This window comes from Roseovarius mucosus DSM 17069 (assembly GCF_000768555.3).
Lineage (GTDB): Bacteria > Pseudomonadota > Alphaproteobacteria > Rhodobacterales > Rhodobacteraceae > Roseovarius > Roseovarius mucosus.
In genome coordinates this window covers 443,281-461,199 of sequence record NZ_KN293991.1, presented here as the reverse complement: position 1 = coordinate 461,199, position 17,919 = coordinate 443,281, and the positions used below count along the sequence as shown (strand labels likewise).

Here is a 17,919-nt window from a genome sequence, read left to right as displayed (position 1 = left end):
ATATCTTTTCACGAGGCATCTCTAACGTGTAGTTTGCGGCTTTGATCAAGACCGGGACTTGGAATCGGAGAACGCGACCATGCCGGAACTGAGCGGCACAAAATGGGGCTCGCACGAACCCGGCACGGCGGGTGGCGTCGTGACCTGGAGCATCGCGCCCAGTGGCGAGGACATACACTGGTTCACCGAAGAGCAGGCCGGCACCAGCTTTTCGGTCGATCCGGCCACGGTCTATACTTTCGATTTCGAGGCCTCGATACGCATGGCCTTTGCCGAGTGGTCGCGCTACGGCAATATCGAGTTCGTGCAGGTTACAGACCCCGGCGGTGCCGCCGGAGATCAGATAGACCCCGATATACGCATCTTCTTTGCCCCGATTCCCGGCAATACATTGGGCTTTGCGTTCTTTCCCTCACCGCTTGAGGTGCCCATCGCCGGGGATATCCTTCTGGATGTGGACCGGTCGTTGAATTTCGATGTGCCGCTCTTCGAAGGGCTGGCGATCCACGAAATCGGTCATGCGCTCGGGCTCGAACATATCGAAACCGTCGACGCGATCATGAATTCAATCCTGACTCAGCCCGATATTCTGGCCGATGACATCGCGGGCATCCGCGAGATTTATGGCCGGCAGGATGGCGCGGCGGCGGTCTATAGCATGCCCACAGGGCTCAGGGATCTGACCCTGCTGCACAATCCCGAAGAACTGACCGTTCTGGGCAACAATCTGGGCAACCACATCGCCGGAACGGACGGGGATGAAACCCTGAATGGTCTGGTCGGCAATGACACCCTGGAGGGGGGCGCAGGCGATGACCTGCTGATTGGCGGTGTCGGGAACGACTGGGCCTTTCTGGGTGCCATCATGCGCGCCGAGGCTCGGTTCAGGGTTGTTCAGGACGGGCTACAGGTGGTCTCGGACCTTGGCACCGATACGCTGGTCGACGTTGAATGGATTCAGTTTTCTGACGAGGCGATCCGGGTGTCCGAGGTGTTCGAAGAAATCAGCGGCCCGATTGGCGTCCAGCTGACCGGAAGCGGCATCGCGGACAGGCTGACGGGCACCGATGATAATGACACCCTCTTTGGCGGTGACGGGGATGACGTGCTGGGGGGCGGTTTGGGGAATGACTCGCTTGATGGCGGCGACGGCAACGATTCCATTTCCGCCTCCGATGGGGACGACTTCGTGTCCGGCGGCCCCGGCAACGACAACATCGGCGGCGGTCTGGGGAATGACACCATCGACGGTGGCGATGGGGGTGACATCATCGGCGGCGGCTTTGGCGCGGATTCGATTTCGGGCGGCGCAGGCAATGACGTGGTCGCGGGTGGGGCGGACAATGACACGCTGTCGGGCGGTGACGGCAATGACAGCATGTCGGGCAGCTTTGGCAATGACAGCATCGACGCGGGCGCGGGCAATGACGACATCGGCGGCGGCACCGGGCGCGACACGATTGATGCCGGCGCGGGCGACGACCGCGTGGGCGGCGGCGAAGGCGATGACAGCATCCTTGGCGGCGACGGCAATGATTTCCTCGCTGGCGGCGGGCGCAATGATACGATCGACGGCGGCACGGGCAATGACACGATCAATGGCGGGGCCGGCAATGATGTGATCACCGGCGGTAACGGCGCGGATCAGTTCGTGTTCTCGTCCTTCTTTGATGGTGAGGCCGATGTGATCACCGATTTCGAGGATGGCATCGACCGCTTCTTCATCCGCCGGGTGGATCCCGACACGGGCGAGACCAATATCACCAACGGTGGCAATGGCCTGGCAGGTTTCATTGCGGCGATGAACATCGTCGACACGGCGGCGGGCGCGCAAATGACCGTGAACGGCAACACGATCCTCGTCGAGGGCATCGCGGCGGCGCAGCTGACCGTGGACGATTTCACATTCCTCTAGAGCGGGCTGCATCTGATCCGGGTCACATCGCCCCGGCCCCCGAGCCGGGGTCTCTGCGCCGCCTCGTCGAGGCCCCGGGTCAAGCCCGGGACGGGTGCGTTTTCGACGGGGCGCAACATGCCCTAAGGCGTCTCCGTCACTTCCTGCGCTGGCACCGCGCCCGGTGACAGCACGGTTTGGTCGTTTTCCACAACAACCGGCAGATAGCGATGCGGCTCGGTCACGGTCTGTCCGGGCAGACGGCGATACCGGGCGCAGCGCACCACCTCGCCATGGCAAAGCACCCGCACCGCCACCCCATCCACAAGATCCCGCAAAGATGGGTGCAGCGACAGCCCAGCCTCCTCAGACATCGACAGATCATAGAGCGGCACCAGACCTGCCCTGCGCCCCGCGGCGCGGTCCTCGGCCAACCAGTGCAAAAGCTGCGTCACCCCCGCATCCCGCATGGTCATCAGCCCCGCGTAAACCCGGTCGCATGTCACCTCAGCCCCCCCGGAGCAGAGCCGCGCAGGGGCGGGAAAGGGCCGTGCACCGCCGGGCCGATACCACAGATGCGCGGCCCGCGCGTGATGGTGCCGCTGCGCCTCGTAATATTCGCGCCGCACCCCGTAATAGAACCAGTCCATGCCGGTGGCCCCCTCCCCCGTCGCGCTCTCACCGCTCGCGCGTTGCAGGGCCAGCGGGCCGGTTTCTGGCGCAGCAACAGCGCTCTCGCCAAAGAGATGCCGGACACGGCGCAAAAGCTCGCTATCGGCTGAGACGCGCACCGCGTCCCACTCCCCCAGACAGTCGCGCACCAGATCGGTGGGCAGCATGAGCGAGGTCATGTTCTCGAAAATCAGCGCGCCGGTGCCGGTCCAGCGACAGGGGCGCAGATCGGGCAGGCACCGCGCCTGCTGGCTCAGGCAACCGACATGGCCGGGATTGCCCAGCAGAAATTCCACCTGAAGCCGTAGCCGGTCAGGATGCGACCAGTCATCGGCATCATGCAGCGTCACGAACCGGCCCCGCGCCTCGGCCAGCCCTGCATTGCGCGCACCATAAGCCCCCCGGTTCTGCGCCAGCCGGATCAGGCGGATACGCGGATCGCGCGCGGCATGGGCGGCCACGATGTCAGCCGTGGCATCCGTGCTCGCATCGTCGATCACCAACAGCTCGAACGCCCGCCAGCTTTGCGCCTGCATCGCCCGGAGCGCTGTTTCAATCGTCGCCGCACTGTCATGCGCGGCCATCAGCACGCTGACCAGCGGGCCTTGCGCGGCACCCCCGCCGCCCGGTGTCGCCGGGATCAGCCGATCCATCAGCGCCCCCGCCCCGTCCGCCAGCGCCACGGGCGCATGACCGGCCAGCCCCAGCGCGGCGTTGAGTGAACTCAGCGCCTCGGCCTCGGTGCCCGCCCACCAGATGCGCGCCAAATGCAGCGCCGGCGAGGCTGGCGCCTGCTCCACCAAGGCCTCCGCCGCCGCCCTATCCCCATCCCGCGCCGCCGCAATCGCCATCACCGGCGCCAGTCGCGCCAGCGCTGCGGCCGAAATCTCCTGGCGGCGAGCCAACCACGCCCGCGCCTCGGCGACCTCACCCCGATGCAAGGCCATGAGGCCCAGCGCCTCGGCCGCACCGGCGGCGGCCTCGGGGTCCGCTTCTCCCATGGCCATCTCTGCCAGGGCCGCGCGCGGCCCTGCGTCAAGCCCGCCGGTTTCCAGCAAATCGCGCAGATGCCGGAGCCGCCGCAACGCGGCAGGCGCACGCGCAGGCCCGGCACCGGGATGCGCCGCACGCCCCTCGGCCCGCCCAGCGCTCTGGTAATGGGTCAGCGGGTCCAGCCCCGCCGCCGCCACATCCGGATTGGAAGCAAGATAGGCGCGTGCCGCGAATTGCGGCCCCGGATCACGCGCCAGATAGGCCCCGATCCAGGCATAATGCGTGGCCGGGTCCAGCGGCAGACGCGCCACATCCGCATAAGCGCGCGCATACCACGCCGCATCGAACCACGGCGACCGGCGCAGCCGCGCCACCGCCTCTGGATCAACCTTTGGCCGCATGTATCACCGCCACCGGGGGCGCAACCGCGCCAAGAGACCGGGGGGCTCGGGGGGCGCGGCCTCACACTCCAGCAACCGCGCACTCAGCCGGGTAATCTCGTCCTCGCGCATGGCCAGCGCCGCGCGCAGGGCCTCGACCTGCTCCAGCAAGAGCCGGTTCTGGGCGCGCAGCGCGGCGATGGCCTGCGCGTTTTCATCCTCTGGCTCGCTCACGTGACCTCCGGAATGCTGCCGTGCTTGGCGCGGATATGGGCCAGGTTCGGGCCCAACGCCTCGCGCGTAGTGATGTTGTCAAGGCCAAGACTGTCCACCACGTGATGCCCCGTGATGACCGGCAGGGCAACGGGTGCCGATCCGGCCGCATAACGCAGGATCAGGTCCCAATCCACCAGCCGCGTCAACGCCGTGTCAAACCCGCCCAGCGTCTGGGCCAACGCGCGCCGGTGCACGAAACTGTTCAGGTCGATGAAATTCTCCTCGGCCAACTGCGCCCAATCAAAGCGCTGAAAGAGAACATCGCTCCATCCTTGCGAGAGGTTGTGGCGACAAATCGCGGTATAGGCGCTCTGCGCCTCTGGCACCGCCAGCAACCCACCGACCGCATAGAGCAGATGATCCGAGTCCCAGTGATTGTCACTGTCGAGATAGGCGATCACATCGCCCTGCGCCCGCGCCAGACCGGCATTGCGTGCCGCCGACACGCCCGCGTTTTCCTGTGTCACGATCACGAGCCGCCCCTCCGCCACAGGCTCGGTAAACCGCTGCTGCAAGAGGGCAACCGTCGCGTCCTGGCTGCCATCGTCGATCACGATCACCTCTTTGGGCGCATAGGATTGCAAGAGCGCCGAGGCGACCGCCGTTGCCACCGATTGCGCCCGGTTCCACGTGGGCAGGATCACGCTGACCTCCGGTCTTTGCTGTCCCAAGAGCGCCAGCGCCTCTGCCCGCACGGTCGCGGGCATGTCGCGACAGAACCGGGGCGGCGGGCAGGTCTCGACCAGTGTCATCAGACCTTCGCCGGCATCGTCAATCCGTCGCGGCGCGCGCCCCTCTGCCGCCCCGCTTGACAGATAATGCGCCAGCGGATCAATCCCGGCAGCGGCGACATCGGGATTGAGCGCCAGATAGTCTTTGGGCGAGAAAATCCCCCCTTGCCGGTCTTGCGGCAGATCGGCCAGCGCCTGTGCAAACAGCAGGTTGAGCGCCTGCGCCTTCCCCGAGAGCCTCTCGGTCTCTTCCGCCGCGCGCGCGGCGCGCAGGGTCAAAAGCTCGAATTGCGCGGCCTGCGTGGTGATCCGGCCTTTGAGCCCGTCCTGCGCCAACCGCACCCCCAGTGCGCCGAGGAAATCCGCCAATGCGCCCGCGCCATCGGCCTCTTGCTGGCAGAGCCACGCTTGCGCGGCCTGTAGCTGCGCAGCGAGGTCCAGCGATGGCGCGCCGGTCTGATCGGGCTGCGGATGCTCCAGAAACCGCGCAAGCTCTGCCAGAAGCGTCGGCGTATCACGAAAGGGGACGGGCATGGCAGAGGCTTTCTTTCCGGTCGGGATGGCATCCGGGATTTACGGATCAGGACCACGGCACAAGGCCGCTAACCCCTGCAAGTTGTAATCTGCCCCCTCCGGCGCTGCAATCCTTTCCCCCGGCGGGTTTCAGGCCGCCGCGTGCATCCTCCGATCTTCGCCGCTGCCCTGCCACTTCAGATCCCCCCGATAGCGCGCCGCGATCCGCCCCGCGTCATCGAGCAACATCAGATGCAGCCAGCCATTGTCGAACAGCGCGCGCAAATCGGGATGCCGTGCCAGAATATCCGTCACAGCCTCTGCCGGGGCCGCCACGCAGACCGTCAGGCGCAGCGGCTCATGCACGAAATCCGTCCCGTCATGCACCGATTGCCACGGCAAGCCTACCCGCAAGGCACCGCCATTGCCCTCGACCACACCGACCCCGCCGGTGACATTGTGCAAGAGCTTGTTGCCCGCGCCAAACACCTCTGCAGCCACAACCGATCCGTAATATTGCAGGCTGATCCAGCTTGCCACTACCACCGGCGCGGTCAGGATCAATTCCAGCACGCCAAAGCCCTCGTCCTGCCGCCAGTCATAATCATGGAGAAAGGCGCGCCCCCCCAGCGGCTTGCCCCGCGTGACATGGCGCGGCGCGGCAACAAAGGCCCTGCACCCCGCCAGCCCCCACTCAGGCCGGGTTTCGGCCCAATCGGTGCTGCGCGCCGCAACCGCATCGCCCGTGCCCGCACGCGGCAGACGCAAGGCCCGCTCCGCGCGTGCCAGCGCCCCCGCCTCTTGCAGCCATGCGCGCGCACGCCCCAGCAGATCGGGCGACACCGCACACCCGGGGTCTTGCGCATAGAGCGTCACCGCATCCGTGGTCGTGTCGTGCAACGCGCCAAGGAAAACCGTGTCATGCGGAATGGCGATGCCTTCTGCCGCCAGCCCCGCGCGCACCTCGGCATCGTTCAGCAACCCCGCCAAAAGCCGTGCATTGGCGTCGCCGCGGTAGCCGCCACAGGCCCCCGCAGTGCAGCGCGCTGGCATGCGGATTGTTGACCACGCTTGCCCCATGCCCGACCAACAGCACCACGGGCGCGAATTCTTGCGTCAGCGACATCGCCCGCAGGATGGCCGCCGCCGTCGCAATCCGCTCGGGCAGGGTAAATTCGGCGCTGAACTGCGGCGCAGGGGCCTCGGTCGCGCGTGGCACGACCCCCAGCGCATCGCGCAAGAGCTTGCCCAGATAGACCGGCCCCGTCGCCTCGACAAAGGCAAAGGACGACACCGCCGCCAGTTTGAACCGCCCCCAGGCCCGCGCCGCCCGCGCCCCGAACCGCGCCGCCTGATCGGCCTCGGCAGCACTCGGGGCCGTGGCCGTGCTCGACAGTTTCGGCGCAAGCAACACCGGCAACCGCGCCTCGCTCACATCGGATGCGAAATCCCGATGCGCGTGGGCCAAACCAAAGAACCCGGCAAAACCAAGCGTCTGAATGCCGGGGTCAAGGCTTTCCAAGGCACGCCGGAACACTTCTGACCGCACGTCGATGCAGAACGCAGCCTGAAGCAGGGGCCGTGCCTCGGCCCGCTCCGGCACTTCTGCCTCCAGAACCCCGGCCAGATCGCGCTGCGCCGCCCGCTCTGCCGCGTCTTGCAGCACGCAGGCGGCCATCTGCGCCGCCGTGGCGCGCGGCGGGGTGGCGTGGGTGGCGCGGATTTTGGCCCAGCGATCCGCAATACGGTCGCCATATTGCGCCCATAGCGCCGCGTCCCAGATCACCCGGATGGTCAAGAGATCGGTCGTGATCGGTTCTGCCCGCCCGTCCATCTCGGCCTGCCACAGCCGCTGCCGCGCCAGTTGCGCCCAGCCGCCAAGCCCCAGCAAAAGCTGGTGAAAATAGCTTTCCGCCGCGGCCGCCTTCAGCCCCAGGGCATCGCAGGCCAGCGACAGCGCCACCCTTGCCCGTCCGGGCTGTGCCGCCACATGCGCCGCGAACCCGGCCAGACCCGAGATTTCCGGCGTCAGATCCCGGCTGGCAAAGATCTGCCAGCTTTCATAGGCCCCGCGCCCCGCCGTCACCTGCCAGAGCGCTTGCCCCGCATCGAAATAGCCTGCCGCCCAGGCCCCGATGCGCGCCTCGATCAGCCCCGGCCAATCCACGCCCGACACCTCCTGCGCCAGATGCGCGATCGTGGGCAATGCCTCTGGCATCGCGTCCTCCGCCTCTGCCGCAGCTTTCAACGCGGCGACCGTCGCAGGCGCGCCCGCCGGGGCGTCCGCCAGTGCCGCCTCAAGGTCGGCATCGGTGATCCGCCCATCCGCGATCCGCGCGCGATACCAGGCATTCGGCATGGTCACGCGCATTCCGCCAATCCGCCCCAACAGCGCCGAAACCTGCGACAGGCTCTGCCCCGTCTGGCCAAGGAAGGGATTGACCGCAACGGTCGCCTCCAGCGGCCAGAGCGGCGGAATAGCGCGGCTCACCTTTTCGGACAGGGCGATCAGTTCCAGATGGGGGCCGGTAAACCCGGCGTGCGTTTCGATCTTCATGATACCGCTCCCTTGCGTGCCCGTGGCCGCGACCAGACCCGCAACAGGCGGTCCTCGACGGCGTTGATGTAAAACCCGTTGGTGATATGCACCCGCAGCCCCTGCGCCGCCGGATGATGCGCCCAGAGCGGCAGGGTCGATTGCGCCACCGCCACCGCGCCGAAACTGACCAACGCCAGGATGATCAGCGCCCATTCGAGCGGCCCCGCCGCCGGTGCGGGCGGCAAGACACCCGAGGTCAGCCATTCCGATCCCCGTTGCAGCGCCAGATAGGCCAATGTGGCCAGCACCGACATCTGCGCCGTGCGCCGTGTGAGCGCGCGCGGGGCCGCATCCGCAAGGCCCTGCGCCAAGAGATAGGCCACCCCAAAAATCAGGATCGCGCCCAGCGCCACCGCCTGCGGCGATTTCGCGCCAAAGCCGATGAGCGCCCCCGAGGCGAGGTAAACCAACCCATAGATCGTGATCGCCAGACCAAAGGCGCGCGCCACAGAGCGCAAGCCCGGCACCGCCACCGGCCCCGGCCGCCGCTGCGCCGCCACCCGCTCGACCGCGCCGCCCGCCGACAGGAACGCATGCGCCTTGTAGAGCGAATGCGCCACGATATGCAGCAAGGCGAGCGGAAAGAGCGCCAGACCGCATTGCAGGATCATGAAGCCCATCTGCGACACGGTGGACCACGCCAGCGAGACCTTGACCGTCGGTTGCGTCAGCATCACCACCCCGCCAAAGAGCGCGGTAAATCCGCCAATCCCCACCAGCACCGCCAGAACCAGCGGCGACAAGAGCATGACATCGGCAAAGCGGATCAAGAGAAACCCGCCGCCATTCACCACCCCCGCATGCAGCAGCGCCGAGACCGGCGTCGGCGCCTCCATCACCTCGGTCAGCCAGCCATGGCTCGGGAATTGCGCCGATTTCAAGAGTGCGGCCAGCGCCAAGAGCCCCGCCGCCGTGGCGGCCATCCCGTCACCTTCACCCAGACGCGCGGCGCTCAGGATCCCTGCGATCTGGGTTGTGCCATAGGCCAGGACCAACAGCACAGCCGCCCCGATCAGCGCGGCATCGCCCAGCCGTGCGGTCACGAATTTCTTGTAGGCCGCGCGCTGTGCCCCGATCCGCTCGGGGTAGAACAGCAGCAGGCGGTGCAGACAAAGGCTTGTGGCAATCCACGCGCCCACGAATTGCACCACCGTGCCCGACAGGACGAGGATCTGCACCGCCGCCAGCGTCGCCAATAGCCAGACCGCAAACCGCCGCTGCCCCGGCTCTCCCTCCAGATAGGTCCGCGCATAGCGCGCCACGACCCAGCCGATAAAGGCCACCAGCATCAGCATCACGGCGCTGACCACATCGACCCGCACCGCGATGACATGGCCCAGCACACCCGGCAGGGCACCGTCGCCCGCCCCTGCGCCGATCAGGATCACCGGCATCGCCGATGCCACGATCAGCGCCATCAGCGCCGCCGCCTCGCCCCACCCCGCAGCACGGCGCGGGGCCATGCCGCGCTGAAATTGGATCACGACCGCCACTGCGATCAGAGCGACAGGGGCCAGCAGCGGCAAGAGATGGATCAGCATGAAACCTCCGGGGGCGAAACTTGGGTTGCCCGGTGATAGCCAAGCCCGGAACATAATAAAAATTCATTGTTCCAAACAATTCGTTCGTTTAAAGAGAATGATATGTCCGAGATGAACTACAACCACCTGCGCTATTTCTGGGAGGTCGCCCGCGACGGGAACCTCACCCGCACCGCGGCGCGCCTCAATCTCTCGCAATCCGCCCTCTCGGTGCAGATCCGCAAGCTCGAGGATCGTCTGGGCCAGCCTGTGTTCGAGCGGCGCAATCGCCAATTGCACCTGACCGAGGCCGGGCGCATCACGCTCGACTATGCCGAAACCATCTTTGGCGCGGGGCAGGAACTCATCGCCACGCTGCGCCAGACCGGCCATGCGCAACAGGTGCTGCGCGTGGGGGCACTCGCCACGCTGTCGCGCAATTTCCAGATCGAGTTTCTGCGCCCTCTCCTTGGCCAGCCCCAGATCGAACTTGTCCTGCGCTCCGGCACCTCGATCGAATTGCTCCAGGGGCTCGAGGCGCTCAGCCTCGATGTCGTGCTCACCAATCTGGCGCCCAGCGCCGACGCGCTGACCAGTTTCATCGTGCATCCCGTGGCCCAGCAACCCGTCAGCGTGATCGGCACCCCCGCCCGGATTGACGCGGCCGATAGCCTTGCCGCTTTGCTCACGGCCAATCCGATCATCGTGCCCACGCTCGAATCTCCGGTGCGCGCCGGGTTCGACGCACTCTGCGCCCGCCTATCCGTCCGCCCGGTACTCGCCGCCGAAGTCGATGACATGGCCATGATGCGCCTTCTCGCGCGCGAGGATATCGGCCTTGCGGTGCTGCCGCCCATCGTGGTCAAGAACGAGCTGGAATCCGGCCTCCTGCAAGAGGCCGCCCATAGCGTCGGCCTGACCGAACATTTCCACGCCGTCACCGCCAAACGCAAATTCCCCAACCCCCTCCTCGCACAACTCTTCGACCGGGAGCTCTGAGGGCATCTGACCCGTTTTCTTGAAAAGAAAACGAACCGGACCCTTTTAAAGGGTCCGGCGGCAATTCCTCAGCCCCCACCCAAACCCTTGCCTGCCCAGCGTAAAACCCCTAAAGCCAGCCCATGCTAGACGAGACCGAAGAGATCCATCCGCTGTTCCACGGGGCGCCCAGCAGCACCGAATTCAAAAAGCTGCGCAAACGGATCGTGCGCCACACCCGCGAGGCGATCGAGCAATATGGCATGATCGCCCCCGGCGGCAAATGGCTGGTCTGTCTCTCGGGCGGCAAGGACAGCTACACGCTGCTTGCCGTGCTCTACGAACTCAAATGGCGCGGTCTCCTGCCGGTCGAGTTGCTCGCCTGCAATCTCGATCAGGGTCAGCCCGGTTTCCCGGCCACCGTCCTGCCCGAGTTTCTCGAACGCATGCAGGTGCCCCACCGCATCGAATACCAGGACACCTATTCCATCGTCATGGACAAGGTGCCACAGGGGCGCACCTATTGCGCGCTCTGCTCGCGCCTGCGCCGGGGCAATCTCTACCGCATCGCCCGCGAAGAGGGCTGCACGGCGGTCGTGCTCGGCCATCACCGCGACGACATTCTCGAAACCTTCTTCATGAACCTCTTTCACGGCGGGCGGCTCGCGACCATGCCGCCCAAGCTGGTGAACGAAGAGGGCGATCTCTTCGTCTATCGCCCGCTTGCCCATGTCGCCGAAGAGGATTGCGAGCGGTTTGCCCGCGCCATGAACTATCCGATCATCCCTTGCGATCTGTGTGGATCACAGGACGGCCTGCAACGCCAGCAGGTCAAACAGATCCTCGACGGTTGGGAATCACGCAGCCCCGGTCGCCGTCAGGTCATGTTCCGCGCCCTGATGAACGCGCGGCCCTCGCATCTTCTTGATCCCAAACTCTTCGATTTCATGGGCCTGACCACCGAATCGATAAAATCCGACGCAAATCCCGAAGGATTGCCCAAACTCCGTTAACTCCTGCCGCGCTAGGCTCAACGCCAGATTGCGGGAACAGGGTCGATGGTCAGAACGGGGCAAGAGCGGATAGCAGGGATCGCGGCACGGCTGCGCGCGGGCCATTGGCCACAATCGCTGGCGCTGATCGGCGCGGCGGGGCTGGCGACCCATTGGTTCGGGCTTGCGGCGCTGATCCTGGCATTGCCGCTGGCTTTTCTGGCGCTTGCCCTCTCGGATCGGCGCCAAACCCCGCCCCTGACGGATGAGGCGGCGCGCAGCGCGCCCATGCAACAGGCCATCGCCGATACCCTCGGCGCTGCGCGACAGGGGGGCGCACGCACCGCCTGCCTTCTCCTCCAGATCGACGATTTCGACAGGCTGACGGATCGTCACGGCCTCGCCACCGCCGACCGCGTGATCCTTCAGAGCCTTGAACGCCTCGCGCGCACGCTGCGGCCCGCGGACCAGCTTTTCGATCTCGGCGCGGGGCGGCTTGGGGTGCTCCTGGCCCCGATGCCGGGCCTCACACTCGGCCCGCTTCTGGCCCTAGCTGAACGGCTGCGCGCGGCGCTGGCTGATCCGATCCCGCTTGATGCGGCCACGCTGCATATCTCTGCCTCGCTTGGCCTCTGCCTTGATGCACAGGCCCCCGCGCGCACCGCCCCGGCGCTCTATGACGCCTGCCTTGCCGCCCTGCACGACGCGCAGCACCATGGCCCCTCGGCAATCCGCGCCTATGGCCGGGGCATGACCGCGCCCGCGCCCCTGCCCCGCGCCCTCGCAGAGGAGGTGACGACCGCCCTGCAAGACGGGCGACTCATCACATGGTTTCAGCCGCAGATCTGCACCGACACCGGCCAGATCACCGGGTTCGAGGCGCTCGCGCGGTGGCAGCATCCCACCGCAGGCCTCATCGCTCCGGCGGAATTCCTGCCGCTCCTTGCCGCCTCGGGCCGGATGGAGGTGCTGGGCGATGCCATGCTCGCCAATGCGCTGCGCGCCCTGCAAACCTGGGATCACCTCGGCCTCGACATTCCGCGCGTCGGCCTCAACCTCTCGCCCGAGGAGTTGCGCAATCCCACCCTGCCCGAGAAATTCGCGTGGGAACTGGATCGCTGCGACCTGCCTGCGCACCGGCTGGTGATCGAGGTGCTCGAAACCGTGGTCGCCACCTCTGCCGATGACGTCATCACCCGCAATATCGCGGCGCTGGCGCGCATGGGCTGCCCCATCGACCTTGACGATTACGGCACCGGGCACGCCTCGATTGCCACCATCCGCCGCTTTGCCGTGCAACGGCTCAAGATCGACCGCTCCTACGTCACCGCGATTGACCGCGACCCGGATCAACAGCGCATGGTGGGGGCAATCCTGTCGATGGCGGACCGCCTTGGCCTTGCCACCCTCGCCGAAGGGGTCGAGACGGCAGGCGAACATGCCATGCTCGCGCAACTGGGCTGCGCCCATGTGCAGGGCTTTGGTATCGCCCGCCCCATGCCGCTCGAGGCGACGCCGGACTGGATCGCGGCGCATCGCGCCAAACTCGGCCCCGTGCCCCGGATCGCCCGCGCCAAGGGCTGACCCCTGCGATGAATCCCCGCGCCAACGGCCAAAATCCCCGGAATCCGCTTGACCTTTGCCGCCGCACTCTGTTGAACCGCCCCTGACACGCAACACAGGGATGGCCATCGACGATGGATGATCAGAACAAGAACCTCATCTTGGCAACAGCACTCAGTTTCGTCGTGATTCTGGTGTGGTTCGTGATGTTCCCGCCACCCGAGCCCGCCCCGGTCGACCCCAACGCCGCCGTGCCCACGGCGACCGAGAGCCTGCCCACCCCCACCGCCCAAGGCAGCACCGAGGCAACCACTTCCACAACCGCGGTCCCTGCGACCGAGCCGGACGCCCCGCGCCTCACCATCGACACACCCAGCCTGAAAGGCACGATTTCCCTGCAGGGCGGCCGGATCGACGATCTCTTTCTCAAGAATTACCGCGAGACGATCGACCCCACCTCAGAGATCGTGCGCCTGCTCTCCCCCGTGGGCAGCGATACGCCCTATTACGCGCTCTATGGCTGGGCTCCCGGCGCGGGCCTGACCCCCGAACAGGTGCCCGGCGCGAATACGCTCTGGCAGATCGAGAGCGGCGACACGCTGACCACCACCACTCCCGTCACCCTCTCCTGGGATAATGGCGCGGGCCTCATCTTCCGCCGCGAACTCAGCGTGGACGAAGATTTCATGTTCTCCGTCCGCCAGTCGGTCGAAAACACCGGTGCCAATGCCGTCAGCCTTGCGCCCTACGGTATCCTTGCCCGTCATGGCCGCCCCGCCGACCTCAAGAAATTCTTCATTCTCCACGAGGGTCTCATCAGCATGGCCGATGGGACGCTTTCGGAAATCAAATATGACGATGTCGAGGAATATCCCTTCAACGCCCGCGAAGGTGCGCCCGCCGAAGTCACCCAAGTGACCGAGAATGGCTGGATCGGCTATACCGATCATTACTGGATGACCACCCTCATCCCAGCCGCTGGCAGCCCGTTCAAGGCCGTGGCCAAGTTCGATCCGCAGCGTGGTATCTACCAGACCGAGGCTGTGCAACCGACCCAGACGGTCGAGCCGGGCCAGACCGCCAGCGCCGAAACCCGCCTCTTTGCCGGGGCCAAGGAATGGGCGACGATCCGTCACTACCAGAATGAGGAAGGCGTCGACCGCTTTCTCGACTCGATCGACTGGGGCTGGTTCTTCTTCCTGACCAAACCGATCTTCGCGGCGCTGCACTGGCTGCACGGGGTGATCGGCAATATGGGTTGGGCCATCATCGCCCTCACCCTGCTGATCAAGGCACTCGTGCTGCCTCTGGCCTACAAATCCTATGTCTCCATGGCCAAGATGAAGGAACTCCAGCCCCAGATGGAGAAGATCAAGGAGGTCGCCGGCGACGACCGCCAGAAGCTCCAGAAAGAGATGATGGAGCTTTACAAGCGGGAAAAGGTCAATCCGGCGGCGGGCTGTCTGCCCATCCTGCTGCAAATCCCGATCTTCTTCTCGCTCTACAAGGTGATCTTCGTTACGCTGGAACTGCGTCACGCGCCCTGGATCGGCTGGATCAAGGATCTCTCGGCCCCCGACACCTCGTCGCTCTACAACCTCTGGGGCATCCTGCCTTGGGCCGCGCCCGAACCGGGCTCGATCCTCGCGCTGATCTTCATCGGCATCCTGCCGCTCTGCTTGGGCATCTCGATGTGGCTGCAACAAAAGCTCAACCCGTCGCCCACCGACCCCACGCAAAAGATGATCTTTGCCTGGATGCCTTGGGTCTTCATGTTCATGCTGGGCAGCTTTGCCTCGGGTCTCGTGCTCTACTGGATTGCAAACAACACGATCACCTTCTCCCAGCAATATCTGATCATGCGCAGCCACGGCCATAAACCGGACGTGTTCGGCAATATCGCGTCCAGCTTCAAACGCAAGAAGCCTGCGCCGGAGCCCGCGCCAAAACCAACGACCAAGAAAAAATGACCGCGATTCGCGCCCTCTGGCGGCACCCCATCAAAGGCCACGGGCGCGAAGCGCTGACCGCCGTCACCCTCACCGCCGGGCAGGCCATGCCCGGCGACCGTCTTTGGGCCGTCGCCCTCGAAATCGCCCGGCTGACGACCGGTGAATGGGGGCCTTGCGTCAACTTCTCGCGCGGGTCCAAGACCGGGGCGATCATGGCGATCAACGCGCGGTTCGATGAGGCATCCGAGACCGTCACCCTCAGCCACCCCGACCGCCCCGACCTGACCTTTCGGCCCGATCACGACGGGCAGGCGTTTCTTGATTGGGTGCGCCCCCTGATGCCCCCCGATGGCACGCAACCGACCCGCCTCTACCGGCTCGACGGGCGCGGCTTTACCGATACCGAGTACCCGTCGGTCAGCCTGCTCAACCTCGCCTCCAACGCCGATCTCGCGGACAAGATGGGGGCCGATGTCTCGCCCCTGCGCTGGCGCTGCAACATCCATCTCGACGGGCTTGCCCCCTGGGCAGAGTTCGATCTCATCGGCAAGACGCTGCGCCTTGGCACCGCAGAGCTGCTCGTGCGCGAACCGATCCGCCGCTGCCTTGCCACCACCGCGGATCCGGCCACGGGTGTGCGCGACCTCGACACGCTGGCCGCGCTCAACAAGAACTGGGACCATCAGGATTTCGGCATCTACGCCGAGGTGATCACCGGCGGCACCCTCGCCCTTGGCGACCAACTCGAGGTGCTGTGATGGAACTGCGCTTTTCCCTTGCCCCCGACCCCGATCACGAGACCTCCGAACAGGGGCGCAAGCTTTTCGCGGGGCCTGTGGACTTTGTCAAAGGCGTTGTCGCGATGTCCGGCCTGCCGCCCGCCGACCGGCTCGAAGTGTGCTTTGCCGGGCGCTCCAATGTCGGCAAATCCAGCCTGATCAACGCCCTCACCGGGCGCAAGGCGCTGGCGCGTGCCTCCAACACGCCGGGCCGCACGCAGGAAATCAACTTCTTCGCCCTGGGCGAGAGCCACTATCTCGTGGACCTGCCCGGCTATGGCTATGCCAATGCGCCGCTCGCCGTGGTGCAAAAATGGCAGGCGCTTCTGAAGCAGTACCTCTCGGGTCGCCAGACCCTGCGCCGCGCCTTCGTGCTGGTCGATGCCCGCCACGGGATCAAATCCGTGGACGAAGAGATCATGTCGCTGCTCGACGCCTCCGCCGTGACCTTTCAATGCGTGCTGACCAAGACGGACAAGATCAACGCCACCGATCGTGCGCGTGTGCTGGATCAGGTGCGCGCCAAACTCGCGCCCCATCCGGCCGCCTTCCCCGAGCTGATCCTCACCTCCAGCGAGAAGTCAGAGGGTCTGGCCACCCTGCGCGCCACCATCGCCACGCTGGAATAGGGCGCGGCACGAGGGCTGCGCGCCCCGGGCCTGACCCGGGGCCTCTCCCACTCTGCGTGCCATATCTGCAAAATGAAACAGCCCGCGAACCCCTCCTGATCCGCGAGCCGCTCCTCCCTCTGCCAGACGCGCCTTACCGGCCCGCGTCCAGCACATCCTCGACCGTGCGCAGCCCGGTGCGCGGCGCTTGCACCAGCACGGCCATATTGCCCGGCTTATGCTCATTGCGCAGCATCTTGACATGCGCCTGCGGAATCTCGTCCCAGGGGAACACCTCGGACATGCAGGGATCTAGCCGCCGCTCGACCATCAGCTTGTTGGCCGCCGCCGCCTGCTTGAGATGGGCAAAGTGGCTGCCCTGCAAACGCTTCTGGTGCATCCACATATAGCGCACGTCAAAGGTGCAGTTGAACCCGGAGGTCCCGGCGCAGATCACCACCATGCCGCCCTTCTTGCACACCAGCGACGAGACCGGGAATGTCGCCTCGCCCGGATGCTCGAACACCATGTCCACGTTGACGCCCTTGCCGGTGATGTCCCAGATCGCCTTGCCGAACTTGCGCGCCTCCTTGAGCCACTCGTTATATTCGGGCGAATTCACCTTGGGCAACTGACCCCAGCACTTGAAATCCTTGCGGTTGATGACGCCCTTCGCCCCCTGATCCAGCACGAATTGCCGCTTGCTCTCGTCCGAGATCACGCCAATCGCATTGGCGCCCGCCGTATTCGCCAACTGGATCGCATAAGAGCCCAGACCGCCCGACGCGCCCCATACCAGCACGTTCTGACCGGGTTTGAGATCATGCGGCGCGTGGCCGAACAGCATCCGATAGGCGGTGGCCAGCGTCAGCGTGTAGCAGGCACTTTCCTCCCAGGTCAGATGCTTGGGTCGCGGCATCAATTGCTGCGCCTGAACGCGGGTGAACTGCGCGAATGATCCGTCCCCGGTCTCATAGCCCCAGATGCGCTGCGTGGGCGAGAACATCGGATCGCCACCGTTGCAATCCTCGTCGTCGCCGTCGTCCTGATTGCAGTGGATCACCACCTCATCGCCGACCTTCCAGCGCTTGACCTTGTCGCCCACCTTCCACACGATCCCCGAGGCATCCGACCCGGCAATGTGATAGTCCTGCCCATGCACGTCAAAGGGGCTGATCGGCTGGCCCAAACCGGCCCAGACGCCATTGTAATTGACACCCGCCGCCATCACGAGGACCAGAACCTCCTGGCTGTCGATCTCCCATGTATCGACGACTTCCTTCTGAAAGGACACGTCCGGCTCGCCATGCCGCTCGCGGCGAATGGCCCAGGCGTACATCTTCTTGGGCACATAGCCCAAGGGCGGCATTTCCCCAACCTCATAGAGGTCCTTTTCGGGGGCGTCGTAGGGCGCAATGCCCGTCTTGGTATCCAGGGCCATGGTCAACCTCCTGTCTCAGAATGCCGCG

The 17,919-nt window shown here is 65.7% G+C and carries 12 protein-coding genes and 1 pseudogene; 7 read left to right on the top strand and 6 right to left on the bottom strand.

Going from position 1 to position 17,919, the window contains the following annotated elements:
• Positions 1 to 79: 79 nt before the first annotated feature.
• A complete protein-coding gene (locus tag ROSMUC_RS19955; RefSeq protein WP_037276620.1) occupies positions 80 to 1,915 on the top strand; it encodes a matrixin family metalloprotease in 1,836 nt (611 codons plus the stop codon).
• A gap of 122 nt (positions 1,916 to 2,037) precedes the next feature.
• Here the strand turns inward: ROSMUC_RS19955 and ROSMUC_RS19950 are convergent, their stop codons facing one another.
• The 5 genes and pseudogenes from ROSMUC_RS19950 to ROSMUC_RS19930 form a co-directional block, all read right to left on the bottom strand.
• Positions 2,038 to 3,960, bottom strand: a complete 1,923-nt coding sequence (locus ROSMUC_RS19950) for a glycosyltransferase family 2 protein (RefSeq protein WP_037276619.1) — start codon at positions 3,958 to 3,960, stop codon at positions 2,038 to 2,040.
• A gap of 3 nt (positions 3,961 to 3,963) precedes the next feature.
• The gene (locus ROSMUC_RS19945; protein WP_037276618.1) at positions 3,964 to 4,173 is read right to left on the bottom strand and encodes a hypothetical protein; all 210 of its coding nucleotides are present in this window, start codon (positions 4,171 to 4,173) and stop codon (positions 3,964 to 3,966) included.
• Positions 4,170 to 5,480: a glycosyltransferase family 2 protein gene (locus ROSMUC_RS19940; protein WP_037276615.1), complete on the bottom strand. Its 1,311-nt coding sequence runs from the start codon at positions 5,478 to 5,480 to the stop codon at positions 4,170 to 4,172. The genes ROSMUC_RS19945 and ROSMUC_RS19940 overlap by 4 nt, the downstream gene beginning before the upstream one ends.
• A gap of 129 nt (positions 5,481 to 5,609) precedes the next feature.
• Positions 5,610 to 8,016, bottom strand: a pseudogene (locus tag ROSMUC_RS19935) (YbcC family protein).
• Positions 8,013 to 9,599 carry an NADH-quinone oxidoreductase subunit L gene (locus tag ROSMUC_RS19930; protein ID WP_037276614.1) on the bottom strand — a complete coding sequence of 529 codons (1,587 nt, stop codon included), beginning with the start codon at positions 9,597 to 9,599 and terminating at the stop codon, positions 8,013 to 8,015. The pseudogene ROSMUC_RS19935 and the gene ROSMUC_RS19930 overlap by 4 nt, the downstream one beginning before the upstream one ends.
• Before the next feature lie 102 nt (positions 9,600 to 9,701).
• Here ROSMUC_RS19930 and ROSMUC_RS19925 point away from each other — a divergent pair, with 102 nt between their 5' ends.
• The 6 genes from ROSMUC_RS19925 to yihA all read left to right on the top strand — a co-directional run bounded on the left by ROSMUC_RS19925 (position 9,702) and on the right by yihA (position 16,471).
• Positions 9,702 to 10,577, top strand: coding sequence for a LysR family transcriptional regulator (locus ROSMUC_RS19925; protein ID WP_037276612.1), 876 nt, complete (start codon positions 9,702 to 9,704; stop codon positions 10,575 to 10,577).
• Between the two features lie 122 nt (positions 10,578 to 10,699).
• Positions 10,700 to 11,569: a tRNA 2-thiocytidine(32) synthetase TtcA gene (gene ttcA / locus ROSMUC_RS19920; protein ID WP_037276610.1), complete on the top strand. Its 870-nt coding sequence runs from the start codon at positions 10,700 to 10,702 to the stop codon at positions 11,567 to 11,569.
• A 45-nt stretch (positions 11,570 to 11,614) separates the two neighbouring features.
• Positions 11,615 to 13,132, top strand: a complete 1,518-nt coding sequence (locus ROSMUC_RS19915; RefSeq protein WP_037276609.1) for a putative bifunctional diguanylate cyclase/phosphodiesterase — start codon at positions 11,615 to 11,617, stop codon at positions 13,130 to 13,132.
• Between the two features lie 113 nt (positions 13,133 to 13,245).
• The gene (yidC, locus tag ROSMUC_RS19910; protein ID WP_037276608.1) at positions 13,246 to 15,081 is read left to right on the top strand and encodes a membrane protein insertase YidC; all 1,836 of its coding nucleotides are present in this window, start codon (positions 13,246 to 13,248) and stop codon (positions 15,079 to 15,081) included.
• Positions 15,078 to 15,821 carry an MOSC domain-containing protein gene (locus tag ROSMUC_RS19905; RefSeq protein ID WP_037276607.1) on the top strand — a complete coding sequence of 248 codons (744 nt, stop codon included), beginning with the start codon at positions 15,078 to 15,080 and terminating at the stop codon, positions 15,819 to 15,821. Before yidC ends, ROSMUC_RS19905 begins: the two co-directional genes overlap by 4 nt.
• The gene (gene yihA, locus ROSMUC_RS19900; RefSeq protein ID WP_037276606.1) at positions 15,821 to 16,471 is read left to right on the top strand and encodes a ribosome biogenesis GTP-binding protein YihA/YsxC; all 651 of its coding nucleotides are present in this window, start codon (positions 15,821 to 15,823) and stop codon (positions 16,469 to 16,471) included. The genes ROSMUC_RS19905 and yihA overlap by 1 nt, the downstream gene beginning before the upstream one ends.
• A gap of 133 nt (positions 16,472 to 16,604) precedes the next feature.
• Here yihA and ccrA read toward each other — a convergent pair whose 3' ends face one another.
• Complete coding sequence (gene ccrA, locus ROSMUC_RS19895) at positions 16,605 to 17,891, bottom strand: crotonyl-CoA carboxylase/reductase (RefSeq protein ID WP_037276605.1); 1,287 nt, start codon at positions 17,889 to 17,891, stop codon at positions 16,605 to 16,607.
• Positions 17,892 to 17,919: the final 28 nt, after the last annotated feature.